Genomic DNA, 17,037 nt, shown 5'->3' with positions numbered 1-17,037 from the left:
TACATAAGTCATCTGGTAAGATATTGAAAATCAATCTGTATAGTAGTATAAATGTCAAATAGAGAAGATGTATAGCGAAATTTGTAATTTTTAGTATAATGTTGCTTGGTATCATTTTCGAAAATACGTTTTCGAGAGATGGGAGAACCGCAAACGATGGGAAATAACAAGAAGTATTCCTGGTTGACCGGACTGCTGATTGTATTTGTTGGGATCGGCTTGCTGCTCGTTTGGAACGTGGATAGAAGCGGGAAGCAGGACGTACCGTTTCAAGGGATCGACAGCATCGCGGTCAATAGTCAAAAGGATGTCGTCCTCATAACGGATGGATACCAAAAACTGACTAGCCTGTACCCCGATCGGTCGCTAAGGTATCAGCAAGTACTGGAGCAAAATCCAGAAGAAGGCTTGGAAAATTTCACAGAGGTAGCCATCGACGAAGAAGGATATGCGTACGTGCTGATCACAAAGCTCGATAGCTTTGGCTTGCGGACCGTATCCGAGAGAATCGTGCGAATGTCGCCAGATGGAGAAATGGTACAAGTCGTGTATGAAGATTCATACGGAGCGAACAGCTCGTACAAGCGAATTGGCAAGGTACGCTCCCTGCAAGTTGCGAAAGATCGTCTTTATTTCTATGTTTATCAACACCCTGAAGTGATTGCCTATCAATTTGTACCCTCTGATTCACCCCCCACACAACTCTATCAAATCCAATTGCCTAATGAAGTATACGTAAATGAAATCACAGGAGTAGACCCGCGGCATACCTATATCACTACCAAGCGCGGAGAGGTTTTCCAGATCGATGTTCCCCAAGGAAGCGGGGAGGCTCAAGTGAAAGGTCCGCTCTACATTCACTCCAAACGGTCCGAAAAGAATCATACCATCCCCAATCATGTCAAAGCGGGGCCAGCAGGTCGTCTCCTTTTCTACAATTCTGATCAAAATGTCATTGAACGGTTCGATCCCGCACATCCAGATGAAATCGCCTTGATGGTGCCTTCCAAAACATTCGAGCAGATCAACTCGAGCGATAGCAGTGCCTTAACGGCGTTTGCTGTAACTCCCAATTATGAGTTCGTAGTGGCCACTGATAGTCAGCTCGCCTTCTTGGATCAACAAGGAAATGTGATGACCAAGCACACTTCCCCGTCTGTATCCGAAATAGATCTCTTGAAGGAATGGACCTGGTGGACAGGATTGGGTGTGGAAATTCTCCTGTTTTGTGTCATTCAGTTTCTGTTGTTTCGCCTTTTCCGGATTCCGTTGATTATCAAGCAAACGATTGTGATAGCTCCACTCGTTGTTGTCCCCGTATTCCTTCAACTGGAGGGAACGAAGCTGACCTTCTCGTTTATGGAGCAGGAAAATCAAACCGATCTTCGTCTTCAAGCCTATGTTATTTCTACGCTGATCGAAGGGGACAAGCTGGATGGAATCAATGGAGCGATTGATTACATGAATGCGGACTATCAAGCCGTACAGGCCAACCTGAAAAAACTGGAGGTCCCAGATGATGTGCATGTGAACAGGGGGCTGTACAAAACGATTTACAAATACAAAGATGGCGAATTGTTTCTCATGATGGATGACAATGACAGCGCAGAAGTGTTTGAGAATGTGTCCATTGATGACGAGTTCCGCAGTGTGGTCATGAAACGGGAGATCGTCTCGGGTAAAGCACAGGATCGGACAGGCTACTGGATGTACGCGATGGCCCCGATATACAACTCCTCCGGCAAGCTATCGGGTGTTTTGGAGTTGGGCAGAGAAATGAACGGGGTCCGCATACAGCACAACGAAATGTCCCGAGAGCTCGGCCGCGGCGCTGCGCTGGTCTGGTCGATTTGTGCGAGTCTATTTTTCCTTTTCTCGTGGCTGACATACCGAAACATCCGAAATCTGCAAACGAACGTCTCCGATATGGGAAAAGGCGACTACAGTGTCGTGGCCAGGGTTCGCTCCATGGATGAAATTCAAAAGCTGGCAGAAAGCTTCAACCAAATGGCTAAGCGCATTCGTCAGTACATTTCGAATATCACGAGGATGAGCGAGGCGAACAATCGCTTTGTGCCACAGCAGTTTATCCATTTTCTCGGGAAGGAAAGCATACTCGACGTGGAGCTGGGTGATCAGGTGGAGCGGGAAATGGCGATTATGCGGATGAGTCTGCAATCGTTTCATGCCATCTCTCATCGTCTGCGACCAGAGACGACCTTCCGCGTCATCAATGCGTTTCTCAAGCGGTTTGCTCCAATTGTGAACGAGAATCAAGGGATGATAACCGAATATCTCGATCCCGGCGTGCTTGCCGTTTATCCAAAAGAGGCGAAAGACGCGTTGGATGCGGCGGTACAGATGCGCCGTACGTTAGCGGACTATAACGAGCAACGGGCGGAAAAAGGATACGATCCGATTGAATTGCGGGTGGCTCTGCATCACGGTCCGCTGATGCTCGGGATTATTGGCGAGGCGACGCGGTTAGAGGCTGCGATTATATCGGATCACGTCCGCGTAGTCGAGAAAATGGAAAAGATGGCGGAAACGCTCGGAGCCTGCATCCTGATGTCCGATTCGCTATTTGCCGAGATGGGAGAGAGCACGACGTACCGATATCGTGATTTAGGCTGGGTGCATATTGAGGGAGAGGCTCAGCCGATGCATTTGTACGACGTATACGAGGGAGACACTGCCCAGATTCGCGCGCACAAGGATGAGACGAAGGAATTGTTTGAGCAAGCGATTGCGATGTATCAAAATGGGAGGTTTCACGATGCACGCTCCGCTTTTCTGTCCGTCATCAAGCAAAACCGCTGGGATCAGGCGGCGCGACAGTATTTCTACTTATGTGACGAATACGCGCAAAAAGGGGCCGAACGTGATTGGTCTGGCGAGTTGAAAATATCGTAGGAGCGGTGAAAAAGCGAAATGACTAGTCCCGAACCGAATCACAACCAGTGGAACTATTACGAAGAAATGCTTCGATGGCTGGATATTCATCTGATGCGCTTGCTGGCCGTCCGAGCACAGCAGGGAGATGATTATCCGCTTGATCAAATGAGGGGGGTGATTGTCACAGAGGAAGAAGTCGTGCAATTGCTCGAGGCAGCCCCGCCAGCAACGCAGCTATGGGAAGCTTTCACAGAGCGGGTGGTAGCATGTGAGGAACGACTTCATGCCCTGCACATGCAAGAAGCAGGTAGCATACCGATTCTGGCAGTAGCAGGTACTTTTTCACTCAATCGCTTCGAGTTGGGATGTTTATTTCTTTGCCTGGCAGTCGAGCTGGATCGGAAATACGAAAAGCTGTTTGGCTACCTCCTCGATGATATTACGTGCAAGTCGCCTACTCCCGAATTGGCGATGCAGCTATTTTGCCGGACAGCGACCGAGAGATTAGAGGCATGGACAGCGTTTACGCAAAAAAGCAAGCTAGGCCGACTGCTGCTTTTTACCGAGGGGGATGTGGGCGGAAGTGGCTCTTGGCTCTCTCGGCCGTTAAAGCTGGATGAACGCATGCTGCACTTTTTGACGACAAGGGATGGAGGTGATGCCAGTCTGCCGCCTTGGCTATCTTGGAGTTTGCCAAATCAAGAGTTGGAACCATTGGTAGGGGAGAGCGCGATTCATTTGCAGGAGCGCTTTGAAACATTGTGGGAAGCAACAGGAGCAGATTCAGAGCGGCTTCTCCTGCATTTGCATGGTCCGACTGGCGTTGGCAAAAGGCATCGAGTCAAGCATCTGTTTCATCGCGTCAGGCGACCAGTGCTGTTCGTCGATGCAGAGCGCTTGATCCGCGAGGAAGCTTTTTCACGAAGATTACAGCAGATCATGCGGGAGGTGCAGATGCGTCAGGGTGTGCTGTGCTTGCATCAGTTCGAGGTTTTTCTGACAGAAGAGGTACAAACAGCTGGGCGCAAGCAGCTGGTGATGGATGAACTCGAAAGCTTTTCAGGCCCCATTGCGATTGTGGCGAAAAGTCAATGGAAGCCGGAAAACACTCTGGGGAAGCGGATTTGGCTGGAAATGGAGGTGCCTGGTCCAGATGAAACGGAAAGGAGGCGATTATGGGAGACGGGCAGTGCAGGCATGAGCTTTTCTCAAGAGATTGACGTAGGCATTTTAGCAGGGAAATTCAAGCTGAATGCCGGGCAAATCAACCAGGCGCTTCACAGAGCAAATGAAATGGCGATGCAGACGAAAGACAGGATCATTACGAAAACGCACCTCCATGAAGCTTGCTTCCTACAAATGAGACATGCGCTAGAAAAGCACGCCACACGATTGAGCCCCAAATACAGCTGGGAAGATCTGATTTTACCTGAGGAGCAACTGACTTTGTTGCGAAATGCCTGCAATCAGGTGACCTATCGAAATGTCGTTTTGGGAGAGTGGGGCTTTGGGAGAAAACTCTCTTATGGCAAGGGCGTCAGCATGTTGTTTGCAGGTCCTCCGGGTACGGGCAAGACGATGTCGGCGGAAGTAGTGGCAAACGAACTGGGTCTGGAGCTCTTTAAAATTGACCTTTCGCAGGTAATCAGCAAGTACATTGGGGAGACGGAAAAAAACCTCCACCACATCTTCTCAGAAGCGAAAATCGGCAATGCCATCCTTTTCTTCGATGAAGCCGATGCCCTTTTTGGCAAGCGCTCAGAAGTCAAAGATTCGCATGACAAATACGCCAATGTGGAAACGGCCTACTTGCTGCAAAAGATGGAGGAGTACGAGGGGGTCTCCATTTTGGCGACGAATCTCCTGCAAAATTTTGACGAGGCCTTCATGCGCAGAATCAACTACGTGGTGAAGTTTCCTTTTCCCGAACCGTTCTATCGCGAAGAAATATGGCGCAGTATGTTCCCGGCAGATACGCCGCGAGCTGCTGACATCGATTTTGAGTTTCTCGCGTCCAAGCTGCACATTGCTGGGGGTGGGATAAAAAATGTGGTTCTCGCTGCCTCTTTCTTGGCTGCATCAGAAGGTACACCTGTTTCCATGAGTCATTTGATTGCGGCTGCAAAACAGGAGTTAAAAAAGACGGGTAAGCTGTTATTGAAAGAGGATTTGGGGGAGTATGTCAACAGGTAGTGCGTGTCGAAAGAATGTGTGATTTTACAAAATTAGATAAAAATTCATGTAAAACCATTAATTTCAATGTTATGATAGGGATATTCTGTCAAATAATGTCGAGGTGAACGGGTATCAGCCAGTACACCGCCATTGCTGAAGTAGGAGAGTCGCTGCTCGCTCTTTTGCGAAAAGAGATGACGCCGGAGCCGATTAGCCAACCCGAGTTGATTGGTCTAAGCTCGCCCGCTCAGCCAGGAGATTTGGCGTTAGCCTTGTTTTTATACGAAATCCGGGAAAGTCAGGAGAGGCAGCACATGATGATCAGTGAAGGTACTGATCAGTTGCGATATCCCCCAATGACGGTCAATCTATCCTACATATTGACCGCCCATTCCCCAGCAGAACAGCATACCCGCATGCTGGACGAGCACCGCATCCTCGGGCGTGCCATGCAGGTTCTCTACGACAACGCCATATTGCGTGGAGATCAGCTTCAAGGCTCCCTTGCCAACATGGATACAGAGCTTCGTGTCGTCGTGGAGCAGCCTCCCGTTGATAAACTCATCCAACTCTTTCCACATGTTCCGTACAAGCTATCCATCGGCTACTCGGTAGGGCCGGTTCATATCGATTCAACCCGAGTTCGTTCAACGAAGCGCGTACTGGAAAGGGATATTCGCATACGAGGGGAAGGTCATGCTTAATGGATCAGCATTTCCAGGTGCGCATTCGTTCCGTCTTCTCGTATGCCGTCCGTCTGGTGGACATGTATACAAGAGGAGCCCCTTTTCGCTCGAGCTTGTCTGTTCGCTTGGCGAATCATCCACAAGTGCCCGTATGCAAAGGGGACGGATGGTATATCTTTACTGACTTGCCTGATGGGATTTACACGCTCACCATATGTAGCCGAGAGTATATGGATCGCTCCGTGTCCTTCTCCGTGATCACTGGGAGCACATCTTACACTGAGTCAATCATTTACTTGCATCCGAGTCCAGCCTATCCATTCCGGTCAGGAGACTCCCTTGTTCGAGGGAGAGCTTGCGTGGAGGATGGTTCCCCAGCTGGCGGAGCCTATGTGCAGGCTGTCATCTCGTATGAGCGAGATGCCCCGGTGAGATTGGCCGAGGACGCTGACAAAGGGGCCACGGAGCTAATCGTAGCCAGTAAAAAGGGTCAAGTCGATTTGGCTGACGCTTTTCTTCTCGAAACACCCACATGTAAAGGGACGTTCATTCGTTTTGCAAGTCCCCAAAAAGGTCGGGTTTATCCCTTGACCGAACCTCTTTCTTTTGCCTACCCAAGAGGCACTGTCTTACTCCCACTGCTCGAAACGTATTGCGATGACAGAGGAGAATTCGTAGTTGCCCTTCCGTTGTTTCTAGAAAAAACTCATGCGCGTATGAAAATTGAAGTGTGGCGGGAAGAAGCCGCTGGTTTTGCTGAGCTTTCTATTCAAGCCGGTACGACCCAATCCTTAGGTATCATTCAAATGAACAGACCCAAATAGGGTGATCCGGCAGTTGTTTGGCGTCAGTCCATGACATCCTGCTGCCTGATTATAGAGCAAGACTCACGTATCAAAACGGCTTTATTTGTAAGTGGTAAAGCAAGTGATGAAATTATTCGGAGGGAGGGACTGATTGTAGGTTTCTGCTGCTGATATATGCGGAACTCTCCAATCAGGTTACGATGCCAGAGTACTTATCACCAGGGGTGTATGTCGAGGAGTTTGATAGTGGCCCCGTTCCCATGGAGGGAGCGAGTACGAGCACGGCCGGCTTTATCGGGTTGGCCCAAAAAGGACCCGTTGCGGGGTTGCCTGAGTTAATTACAGGTGTCAATGATTTCCGCAAGTTGTTCGGTTCCTATTTGTCTGAGAATGCGTTTGGCGAATACCGCTATCTCGCTTATGCAGTGGATCACTTCTTTCTGAATGGAGGCTCCCGTTGCTATGTGATGCGGGTAGCGCCAGCAGACGCGAAGCCGGCTTCCAATGAAGGCAACAGCGAAGGGACTGTTCTTCAGATTACTGCGAAAAACCCAGGGGCATGGGGAAATCAGATCCGCGTAAATTTGATTCCGTCGAGCAAGGCAAAAACGCAGATTTACGAGCAGCTAGGTGAAGCTCCTAAGTACCGTGTGAAAAACAGTGCAGGTTTTCAACCAGGTGATGTCGTTTCTTTCTATGACGGTGAAACCAAACAGTACAGTGAAGTAGTTTCATCCCAAGACAATGTGATCGAGCTGACAGCTGTGCTTACAGGAGACGTCATCGATAACAATCTGCTGCCGGTAAAAATTTTGTCCACATGCGAATTCACGGTGCAAGTCTTCTACAACGATGAGGCAGAAGAGTTCGATAAATGCTCGCTCAATGTCTCTGCTGCCAATCATGTCAGCAAGCTGTTGTCCAAGAGCAATATTGTAGAGGTCGAAGCGGGTGCTGCCCCAGCGAGTTCAGAAGTCATTCCGCCTTTTAGCGTCATTTCAGGGATGGCGGAAGAAACCCAATCCGAGGGCGGAAAGACGGAATTCGGTCTGTATCAAATCTCTTTGGCGCAAGGCAGCGACGGTTCTGTCGCCAATCTGTCAGCGGGTGAATACATGGGGGAAGACCATGGACCGGGAAAACGTACTGGAATCCAAGCCTTCATTGATAATGACGAAGTGAGCATTATGGCCATTCCTGGCGTGACAGACCCGAATGTGCAGCTCGCGCTTGTGGCCCATTGTGAAAACTTGAAAAGCCGCTTCGCCATCCTCGATATTCCACGTGACAAGAAAAAAGTAAGCGATGTGTTGACGCATCGCAATATTTTCGATACGCAATACGCTGCCATCTACAATCCTTGGTTGCAAGTGTTCGATCCGCTGGACAAGCGCAATATTTACATTCCGCCATCAGGCTCCATGGCTGGTATTTACGCGCGCTCGGACAACACCCGCGGTGTGCACAAGGCCCCGGCAAACGAGGTCGTACGCGGCTGCACAGGACTGGATTGCCAGTACAATACGGGCGAACAGGATATTTTGAATCCGAAGGGAGTCAACTTGATTCGCGCATTTACGGGTCAAGGAATTCGCGTCTGGGGTGCACGGACGATGTCATCCAATGGGCTATGGAAGTACATAAACGTACGCCGCCTGTTCATTTTCCTCGAGCAATCGATCAAAAACGGGACAAACTGGGTGGTATTTGAGCCAAATGACGAGAGGCTGTGGGCCCGTGTCCAACGCACGATCGATTCTTTCCTGACGCGTGTCTGGCGAGATGGCGCGCTGATGGGCTCAAGCCCGCAGGAAGCCTTTTACATTCAAATCGGCAGAAGCACGATGACGCAGGATGATATCGACAATGGCAGGTTGATCTGCGTGATTGGTATAGCTCCTGTCAAACCAGCAGAGTTCGTCATCTTCCGTATTACGCAAAAAACATCTGATCAGCAATAATTCACGGCGAAAAACGGTGTGAAGAAAGGGGTACAGTATGGCAGATCGCAAGGATCCATACCGCAAGTTTCGGTATCGGGTAGAGATGGACGGCATTCAGCAGGCAGGCTTCAGTGAAGTGTCGGGCTTTGATGCGTCTGTGGACGTAGTCGAGTATCGCGAAGGCAATGAGGTAATTACACCGCGCAAGCTCCCAGGCTTGGCGAAGTACGGGAACATCACGCTGAAATGGGGCGTGACGGATTCGATGGATTTGTACAACTGGATGCAGGACACCATCCAGGGTAAGGTCGCACGCAAAACGGTTACGATCATTGCCATCAATGAGGCCGGGGATGATGTCGCTACATGGAAGGTCATCGAAGCATGGCCGACCAAATACACGGCGCCTGATTTTAACGGTACGTCCTCAGAGGTAGCGATTGAGCAGTTGGAAATTGCCCACGAAGGAATGACACGCACGAAATAATAGAAGATCCCGACGCCTAAGAGTGGCAAGGAAAAGGTTTTTCTTTGTCACTCTTGTTGGCCGAGGGTAATGAGGAGGATGACACCATGGCATTTAAAACGGAATACGAATTTGAGCTCCCGCGCGGCTATGTTGATGAAGAAGGAAACCTGCACAAGCGGGGCGTCATGCGCTTGGCGACGGCTGCCGACGAAATTTTGCCGATGCGTGATCCGCGTGTCCAGCAAAATCCCGGCTACTTGACGATTATTTTGCTGACGAGAGTGATTACCAAGCTGGGAGATGTACGGGGAATTGACACCAGAGTGGTGGAACGGCTGTTTACGGCGGATCTCTCGTACCTGCAAAACTTGTACAGACAGATCAATGAATTGGACAGCTCGATGTTCAAGACATCTTGTCCGAAATGCGAGCATGAATTTCAGGTAGACATGGCTTTTTCAGGGGCGCTGGAGGGAGTATGAGTGGATACCCCGTCGACAAGATCTATGAAGAAGCCGCCTTCATCGCCTACTATTTTCACTGGCCTCACGACGAGATCATGTCGATGGAACACAAGGAACGGCGTCGCTGGTGCGAGGAGATATCCGCGATTAACCGCAAGCAAAATGACGAACCCGAAAATGTTTTTGATGTGTTCAAGCGGAGGTGATTCTGGTGTTCGCCAATGAGAATCCATATTACACCAACCTCCGATTTCGTGTGGACTTTCTTCCGTTTGGATTGGAGATGGATGGCATCTGGGTCGCTGGATTTAGTGAAGTGTCTGGACTGGCTGTCGAAACAGAGCTGGAAGAGTACCAAGAGGGCGGCGTGAATCATTTCGTCCACAAGCTGCCGAAACGCAGCAAGTTTCCCAATCTGGTCTTCAAACGAGGGTTTGTGAGATCAAACGAGCTGTGGAGATGGTATGAGGACTTCCACTTTGGCCCGCCAGAAAAGCGCAAGCGCAAGCAGGGAGCGATCATTCTTATGGACCCAAACGGAAATGATGTGGGGGCTTGGGCATTTGAAGGGGCTTATCCGGTCAAGTGGGTTGGACCGGAGTTCCGGGCCACGAATGGAGAAGTGGCCATCGAGACATTGGAAATCGTGCACCACGGCTTAAAAGCGTATTTTTAAGCCTTATCCCGTCTGCAAGGAGCAAAAGAAACGATGATAACGATCAAGGCGCTCCCACCTTCGCGTCGTCCAACACTGCTGCCAAGGGCGTCCAGCCAAGGCTTTGCACAAAGCATCATGCAGAAGTATCGGCACGAGGAAGGTCGCGATCCCGGCTATCTTGCTTTGATCCATCGTGATTTTTCGCCGAGTATCGGAGGGCAGGAAAACCACTTTCATCAAACCTTCATTCATGTGCGCATGCAAGTACAAGTGGACTCCTACCTCGGATTGAATCGAGAAATGTTACCAAACGGACAGGCTGGTTTCCCATTGCCAAAAGAGCGCGTGGTGATAACGCAAGCATCGGGATCAGGACGAAAAGTACAACCAGCTACTTTGATACATGAGCTTTTTCGGAAGTGGGAGTCATCCAAATTAATTGAGAAGGTTTACCTGCCTCGGATCACCGTTGTTTCAAATGAAAGAGATAGATATCGCTCGTCCGGTTATGTTCAGTCTTCGGTTCAGCGAGCAAGCTCACTTGAAAAATCGCTGCCGCTGGGACGGTTCATAGAGCAGAAAAACACGGTCGATTTTCCTTCGCCTCTTTTGAAAGCAATTATTTCAGACAGCAAGGAAACCGTACGTGAAAGATTCCAGACGCCTGAGACTCCCTATGTTTTGCCGGAATTATTGGTACTCACGGCACGAATGGGTGATCCTGGTGGACATAGGAGCATGCAAAATGCACGTGAGCGGATACGGCTCGAATCAGCGACAAGAGTAGATGCGATTTCGATTTCACGTGTCAAAGCTACGCGTTCTGAAGCAGGCCGATTCGAACAGTCTGGAGTGCGCTACTTTTTGCAGTTGATCCGCAGAGGGATGGAGCCAACGGGTGGGATTTGGTCTTTTCCTGTTTTGCTAAAAAGAGCAGAAGGACGGGCTGCGAGCTTATCTTTGGATCGCTCGGTGTGGACAGAGAGAGCCGGAATTGATGGCAAAGATATCACTAGACTAATCGTTCATGAAAGTGAAAGGACACGTTGGTCTGTAGCTTCCCAGCAGACTGAGCTTTGGGGGCGTTGGTGGAAAAACCTGAATCTGTACAGGCAGCAAAGTCGAGCAACATGGCTGCCTAGGACGATGATCACGCATCCACGTCTACGTGTTTTACAGCCAATTGTTTTCGCAAGAAGCCTTCAATATCTGCAAGCAAAAAGCGAGTGGATGCTAGAAACGCTGCCTCAAGTATCTTCTAGCCCAATGGAACGGAAGATACTTCAGAACAATGAGCTTTCGAAGATGTTCTCGTCCGTATTGCCTAGCATGCTTCATCGAGCGGATGCTAGTCGGACCAAACAGCAGGCTGTAAGGGAACGGTTTAAACAACTGTTTCTTTTGGTTCAACAGTTTCCGAAGGCAGAAATCAATTCTGTGCATGTCGTACATGGTTCTCGACAGGGCTTGAAGCAGATAGAAAGAGGGCGGGAACAACAGCCGAGTAGCATTACATTTCACCCGTTGCAACTGCGTCCTTTCGAATCCATCGAAACAAGGAATCAGCGGACATACGCGTTGCTTCAACAACTGATATTACAGGAAGCCAGGTTGAACGAGAGTGTCAGGGAGCAGTCCATTCGCTTGAGATCAAGCCATGAGCAAACTCATTTTGGCAGAACGAGCATGATCTCCGCTGTGTCCCGTGCTTCGTATCAGCAACCTGACATGCTACAGCATGAGTGGTGGACGGGTTTGTCGTTAAACGTTTTACACCCCATGCAGGGGCTACCGTTCCCATTGAATATCACACGTGTCACAGATAGCTCCCAAACAGTTCCGCCTCTCTCGCAGTCAGTTGTCAGGAAGTCGTTCGCTACTTATTCGAGACAGAGCTTGCAGCCCGCCAACGCTCCTGTTTTCTTTGGAAAACGAGGATTGTCCAATCAGCCTTTGCTCAAGGAATATCTTGAAACTCTTAACGAAATCGAGCGTGAGCCAGCTGGTATAGCTAGTACTGCACGGTTTGTATGGAATCGCTTCGTGCCGGTCTTCCATATGAATCACCAACGCTGGCAGACGCTACAAAAACGTATCGTAAGTTCTACCCATCACGAGACGAACGGGAAGTCCGTGATGGCGTGGGTGCATCTTCAACAGATGGCGGAAAAACAGCTCAGAGCAAGGGAGCTCCTTGTTGCTAGAACTCATGCGCCAAGGAACCTTCCGTATGAGCTGGAGAATCAATCTCTGCATCCTGCGGCAAGTACGCCTAGTAGATGGTTGATTGAAGGTATCTCCCAACCATTTTTTCAGTCAACTATTCATTTTCTGCACAATAAGCACGTTTATCAGCTTTCATACGAAACGGTACGTCAGCTACTGTCGTTTCAGAGTGGGAGGGACAAGCAGACAGATGTCGCTTTCTCTTTCTCCAAGAATCAAGAAAAGTTCAGCCTATTGGGAACAAAAGCGACTATCTCGATGGTACACGAGCGCGAGCATAGACCAATAGGGCACTCCATCTTCCTAAAAAATGAACGGAGTACAAGTCGAGCATTCGTGCATACTCATCGTCATGATCGGGAGGCCGTTTTCCTCAGGTTGAACCGCTTTGGTTTTGCAACGCTTCGTGCCACAGAGTGGATTGGACTAGGAGGAACAGATTATCAGCAATTGCACAGTACGTCTGCGAAGCCGTTTTCTATCAGAGAGGACGTCTCTGACAGGGACTCATTGCGACAGCTAGCTGCTGGATGGAGTGCGGAATTAGGACTCGCGATCCTCTTGCAAAAAAGCGCGAAGCTGGCAGCGATGAGCGAGTTTGCAAAGCTAGCATCAACAAGTGAGTTTGCAAAGGTAGGCTCAACAAGCACAAGTAGGAAAGCTCCCCCGAGAAGTGAAAAGCAATCGAATGATCAGTCAAGGTCTCGCAAGGGCGAAAGCAATCCATTACGAGAAAGCCGCCAATCCCGTGAAAGTCGTCGCTCCCACTTCTTGCAGCAGACAGCCAGCTTGTGGACAAACTCCGTTGCCCTACGTGCGCGCCTCTATCTTCAAGTCATGGAGCAAATCAGAAAAGCTATCCAAACTGATTTCCGGACGGAAACATATGTCCAGAACCATCACCCACTCTCGACTGTTCTGAATCGTCACGATGCACAAATGGTTGTTCAGAAACAATGGGGACCGTTCCATAGGCTTGTGCATGGTCAAAGCGTGGGGATGCCCGACAATATCATGCATGAGAGTGGAAGCAGACGTGTAATAGAGCCACTAAAAAGACAAGATCGTGCCAACAGCTTGGAGCCATTTTCTCGCCACCATCCAATCAGCTCCGTTCCATTCGTGAGAGAAAAATCCATTGATTTTGTCTTGGACAGATTGCATTCCGGACAGTTCAGTCGCCGTAGCCGTTTTCAACAAAGCAACCATGAGCAGATTCTGCCGGTCAACCAGAAGACGCAGACGATCAAACGGCTAACTAGTGATGGGGCACAGGAGGTCGAGATTCGAGACGCTCGTCTCACCCCTCTGCAAAAACCAAGGCTATTCAACCTAGGGTCAACAACAATGACAATGCTGCCTCCACTCCTGCAACGACTGCAACAAGCTCAAAGAGCGCCCGGAGAACCGGAGCAGTGCTCCCTGTCCGATAACGCAACCCATATTCATCGACGAGGGTTACGCACAGCAGACAGCCACGGAAGCACTGGTGCTACCGTTCAGTCGCCGCCGTCCATGGAGTATTTGCGAAAAAGCATTCAGCCTCAAGAAACCGAAGTGCAGCAGACGACAACACTTCCACTCCAACGCCAAGTCGATCTACACGTGCAAGAGAGGGCTGGCAATCAGACATCGTTATCCCCACAAGAGGTGGATCGATTGATGGATAAAATGATGAAGGAGCTGGACAAGCGCCTCACTCAAGAGCGGCAGCGACGAGGTCTATAAGCAGGAACCGCCGCATTCACAGATGACTATTTCTTCGGTAAAGAGAGGCAAAAGCCAATGATGGGTCAGGAGAAAAAGGCCAAAATTTTAGTGGATCGCAACGGGCAAGGTGACTTCAAGGAGAGTATCTCCGTTCTCTTTAATCCTTCGGAATACAAGGTAGATGCCTCCAATAACTACTCTTGGCAAAAGATATTGGGGCAATCGGTACCAGTCGGGATGTTCACGAGCGGTGATATCGAGACATTATCGGTCGACTTGTTTTTTGATACATACGAGGCTGGAGTGGATGTGCGTGCATTCACGAATCAGGTGCTGGGACTGATGGCGGTAGAAAAGAAAATCAGTACGCCACCCCTATGCAAATTCGTCTGGGACAGCTTTCAATTCACAGGTGTTGTCGAGAAGGTTTCGCAGCGGTTTACGATGTTTCTCGATCAAGGGACACCGGTACGAGCCACGTTAGGCGTCACATTTAAAGGCACGAGCGTGAAAAAGTCAGCGGACGATATCGGGGCTGCAAAAGAAAAGGTCGCACAACAAACGGTCAACCAAGGAGACCAGCTGTACTTGATGGCGTATCGCTCGTACAGTGATGCGTCGAAATGGCGAAACATTGCGAACGCCAATCAGATCGACAATCCCAGACTTCTAAAACCGGCTACTACCCTGCATGTGCCACTTGTGAGGTGACGAAGGAATGAGCGAATTAAAATTGACGACAGACCGCCATTCCTTCGATGACCTGCGCCAAACATACAACAACTTTCATTCCCCAGCCTTGGAAATACTCGTTGGAGGGAAAAAACTGATCAGCCAGGTAGGTGTCGCCATTACCAAAGCGACGATCAACGCCAGCTTGGAAGGCAAAGCAGATACGTTCTCGTTTTCGGTAACCAATTCTTTCGATACGGCAGCGTGGGAATTTCGCTGGGTAGATGACTATTTGGTTCCTGGCAACGAAATCGAGATCCAGATGGGCTACGGAACCGAGCTGTCCAGTCTCTTTTACGGGCATATTACAGCCGTTTCGTTTGCATGCGAGGAGACGCCTACCATTACGGTAAAAGGGATGGACAAATCGTTCCTGCTTATGGTCGATAACAAGTCTACCTCCTGGAATAAAAAGAAATACAGCGATGTCGTGAAAGAGCTGGGACAAAAATACGGCTTGTCGACGCATGTGGATGATACGGTTCAGACAATCGAGACCATTACAAAGACGGTCTCCGAGACGGACTTTCAATTTTTAAATCGTCTCGCAAAAATTTGCAACTACGATTTTTTTATCGTCGGGAAGAACTTGTATTTCCGTAAGCCACTGAGCAACATGACGCCAGTCCTTACTTTGATCTGGGGAGTTTCCTTGCGCAGCTTTTCCGTTGATGTCAACATTGCTTCCCAAGCTTCCTCCTATACGGTGCGATGGGTAGACAAGGACAAATCAACGGTGCTCCAGGAAGCAAAAGCAACAAGCACAGATATCGGGAAGCTCGGGACCAATTCGAAGACAAGCGCTGATCTGCTGAAAGCAATCGGTGATTATTTTGATAAATACGAGTCTACAAAAAAGCTGGACTCACCTGAGGAGATAAGAGCGGTTGCCAAAGCACGCTTGAATCAACTCGCCATGAACCTTCTTGACGGCAACTGTGAGGCAGTCGGTCTGCCAGAAATTCGTGCTGGCCGTTATATCATGCTAGAGGGTATGGGGAAAAAGCTGAGTCAGCCTTATTACATCACATCTGTCACACACACCATCGATGTGGCATCTGGCTATGTCACGACGTTTCATGTGAAGGGAAATACGATATGAGCTTTGATCATTGGTTCTACCAGGATGAATTAACAGAAGAAGAACGGGCAAAAATCCACGGTGTCATTGTCGGCATTGTAACCAACAACGAAGACCCGGAAAAGCTCTCGCGTGTGAAGCTGAAGCTGCCTCTGGTTGACAACGAGCGGGAGACGGACTGGGTGCGAATTGCCACTCTTTTTGCAGGAAAAGATCGCGGCAGCTTATTCATTCCGGAGGTAGGCGACGAGGTGCTGGTTGCGTTTCACTGGGGAGATGTACGCGAGCCATTTGTGATCGGGATGCTTTGGAATCAGGAAAACAAAGGCCCGGAAATGGCGGAGAAAAACAACATCCGAAAAATCACGACCCGTGCAGGCCACGAAGTGATTTTTGGTGATGATCCGAATGACGGGAAGATCACGATTGCCACGAAAAAAGGACAACAGGTGGAGCTGTCGGACAAGGATGAGAGTATTGTGCTTACGGAGAGCAGTGGAAACCACCAAATCGCCATCAAAGGTGGCAGCACCAACGAAGTTACGGTGAAGAGCGGCTCAAGTACAATCACGTTGAATGCAAAAGGACAAGTGACCATTCTGTCAGACACATCGCTGACAATCAAGTCCACCCAGCTAAATCTGGAGGCGCAGGGAGCCATGTCGATCAAAGCAGGAGCGTCCCTGAACATCAAATCTGACGGAATAGTTGCCGTCAACGGTTCGGTGATCAAATTGAATTAATTCATGGGGGGATTCCATGCAGCAGCCATTCGGTGAAAAAGGATGGAAGTTCCCTATTCAGGTGGATCAGGCTACAGGCCGTATTCGTTTGTCCGACTACGAGAATGACATCGCTGAAGCGATTCGCATCATTCTTTCCACAGCAAAGGGAGAGCGTGTGATGCGACCGAAATTCGGGAGCGGATTGCAAGGCTTCATGTTTGATGGCACGGACGGAACGAGCCTGGCTTTGCTCCAGTCGGACATCGCAGAAGCGATCATGATCTGGGAACCGCGTGTACGAGATGTGCAAGTGGAGGCCAAGGTCGACAAGACTCATTCAGAAACGGTCAACGTTACGATCAGCTATACCGTACGTGCGACAAACAAAGGCTATCAGCTGTTGTATCCTGTCCATCGTCTCGGTCCACGTGGATAGCGCAAGAGTCACAGTCGTGTGAAGAAAAAAG

General features: G+C 49.6%; 14 protein-coding genes. All 14 read left to right on the top strand.

The features are described from left to right. The first annotated feature begins 156 nt into the window (after positions 1–156). The 14 genes from ACM6JA_RS24140 (at position 157) to ACM6JA_RS24075 (ending at position 17,006) form a co-directional block, all read left to right on the top strand. The gene (locus tag ACM6JA_RS24140; protein ID WP_414854410.1) at positions 157–2,913 is read left to right on the top strand and encodes an adenylate/guanylate cyclase domain-containing protein; all 2,757 of its coding nucleotides are present in this window, start codon (positions 157–159) and stop codon (positions 2,911–2,913) included. A gap of 18 nt (positions 2,914–2,931) precedes the next feature. Next, on the top strand, positions 2,932–5,088 hold the full coding sequence (locus ACM6JA_RS24135) for an ATP-binding protein (RefSeq protein ID WP_414854409.1): 2,157 nt from the start codon (positions 2,932–2,934) through the stop codon (positions 5,086–5,088). A 113-nt stretch (positions 5,089–5,201) separates the two neighbouring features. Next, on the top strand, positions 5,202–5,774 hold the full coding sequence (locus ACM6JA_RS24130; protein WP_085972481.1) for a DUF4255 domain-containing protein: 573 nt from the start codon (positions 5,202–5,204) through the stop codon (positions 5,772–5,774). Beyond that, positions 5,774–6,580 carry a hypothetical protein gene (locus tag ACM6JA_RS24125; protein WP_414854408.1) on the top strand — a complete coding sequence of 269 codons (807 nt, stop codon included), beginning with the start codon at positions 5,774–5,776 and terminating at the stop codon, positions 6,578–6,580. Before ACM6JA_RS24130 ends, ACM6JA_RS24125 begins: the two co-directional genes overlap by 1 nt. Positions 6,581–6,762: 182 nt before the next feature. Continuing rightward, positions 6,763–8,523, top strand: a complete 1,761-nt coding sequence (locus tag ACM6JA_RS24120) for a phage tail sheath family protein (protein ID WP_414854407.1) — start codon at positions 6,763–6,765, stop codon at positions 8,521–8,523. A 37-nt stretch (positions 8,524–8,560) separates the two neighbouring features. Next, on the top strand, positions 8,561–8,992 hold the full coding sequence (locus ACM6JA_RS24115; RefSeq protein ID WP_007721341.1) for a phage tail protein: 432 nt from the start codon (positions 8,561–8,563) through the stop codon (positions 8,990–8,992). A gap of 86 nt (positions 8,993–9,078) precedes the next feature. Continuing rightward, positions 9,079–9,456, top strand: coding sequence for a phage tail assembly protein (locus ACM6JA_RS24110; protein ID WP_414854406.1), 378 nt, complete (start codon positions 9,079–9,081; stop codon positions 9,454–9,456). After that, positions 9,453–9,644 carry a DUF6760 family protein gene (locus ACM6JA_RS24105; protein WP_007721336.1) on the top strand — a complete coding sequence of 64 codons (192 nt, stop codon included), beginning with the start codon at positions 9,453–9,455 and terminating at the stop codon, positions 9,642–9,644. Before ACM6JA_RS24110 ends, ACM6JA_RS24105 begins: the two co-directional genes overlap by 4 nt. Positions 9,645–9,649: 5 nt before the next feature. Next, complete coding sequence (locus ACM6JA_RS24100; protein ID WP_414854405.1) at positions 9,650–10,114, top strand: phage tail protein; 465 nt, start codon at positions 9,650–9,652, stop codon at positions 10,112–10,114. A 33-nt stretch (positions 10,115–10,147) separates the two neighbouring features. After that, the gene (locus tag ACM6JA_RS24095) at positions 10,148–14,050 is read left to right on the top strand and encodes a hypothetical protein (RefSeq protein ID WP_414854404.1); all 3,903 of its coding nucleotides are present in this window, start codon (positions 10,148–10,150) and stop codon (positions 14,048–14,050) included. A gap of 60 nt (positions 14,051–14,110) precedes the next feature. Beyond that, complete coding sequence (locus ACM6JA_RS24090; RefSeq protein ID WP_414854403.1) at positions 14,111–14,743, top strand: CIS tube protein; 633 nt, start codon at positions 14,111–14,113, stop codon at positions 14,741–14,743. 7 nt (positions 14,744–14,750) lie between these two features. Next, on the top strand, positions 14,751–15,866 hold the full coding sequence (locus ACM6JA_RS24085; protein ID WP_414854402.1) for a phage late control D family protein: 1,116 nt from the start codon (positions 14,751–14,753) through the stop codon (positions 15,864–15,866). Then, a complete protein-coding gene (locus ACM6JA_RS24080) occupies positions 15,863–16,588 on the top strand; it encodes a phage baseplate assembly protein V (protein WP_414854401.1) in 726 nt (241 codons plus the stop codon). The genes ACM6JA_RS24085 and ACM6JA_RS24080 overlap by 4 nt, the downstream gene beginning before the upstream one ends. Positions 16,589–16,604: 16 nt before the next feature. After that, the gene (locus ACM6JA_RS24075) at positions 16,605–17,006 is read left to right on the top strand and encodes a GPW/gp25 family protein (RefSeq protein WP_414854400.1); all 402 of its coding nucleotides are present in this window, start codon (positions 16,605–16,607) and stop codon (positions 17,004–17,006) included. Positions 17,007–17,037 lie beyond the last annotated feature (31 nt).

The organism is Brevibacillus sp. IT-7CA2 (genome assembly GCF_949767855.1).
Taxonomy (GTDB): Bacteria; Bacillota; Bacilli; order Brevibacillales; family Brevibacillaceae; genus Brevibacillus.
Note: the sequence above shows the minus strand (reverse complement) of the source record. Positions and strands in the feature narration are given on the sequence as shown.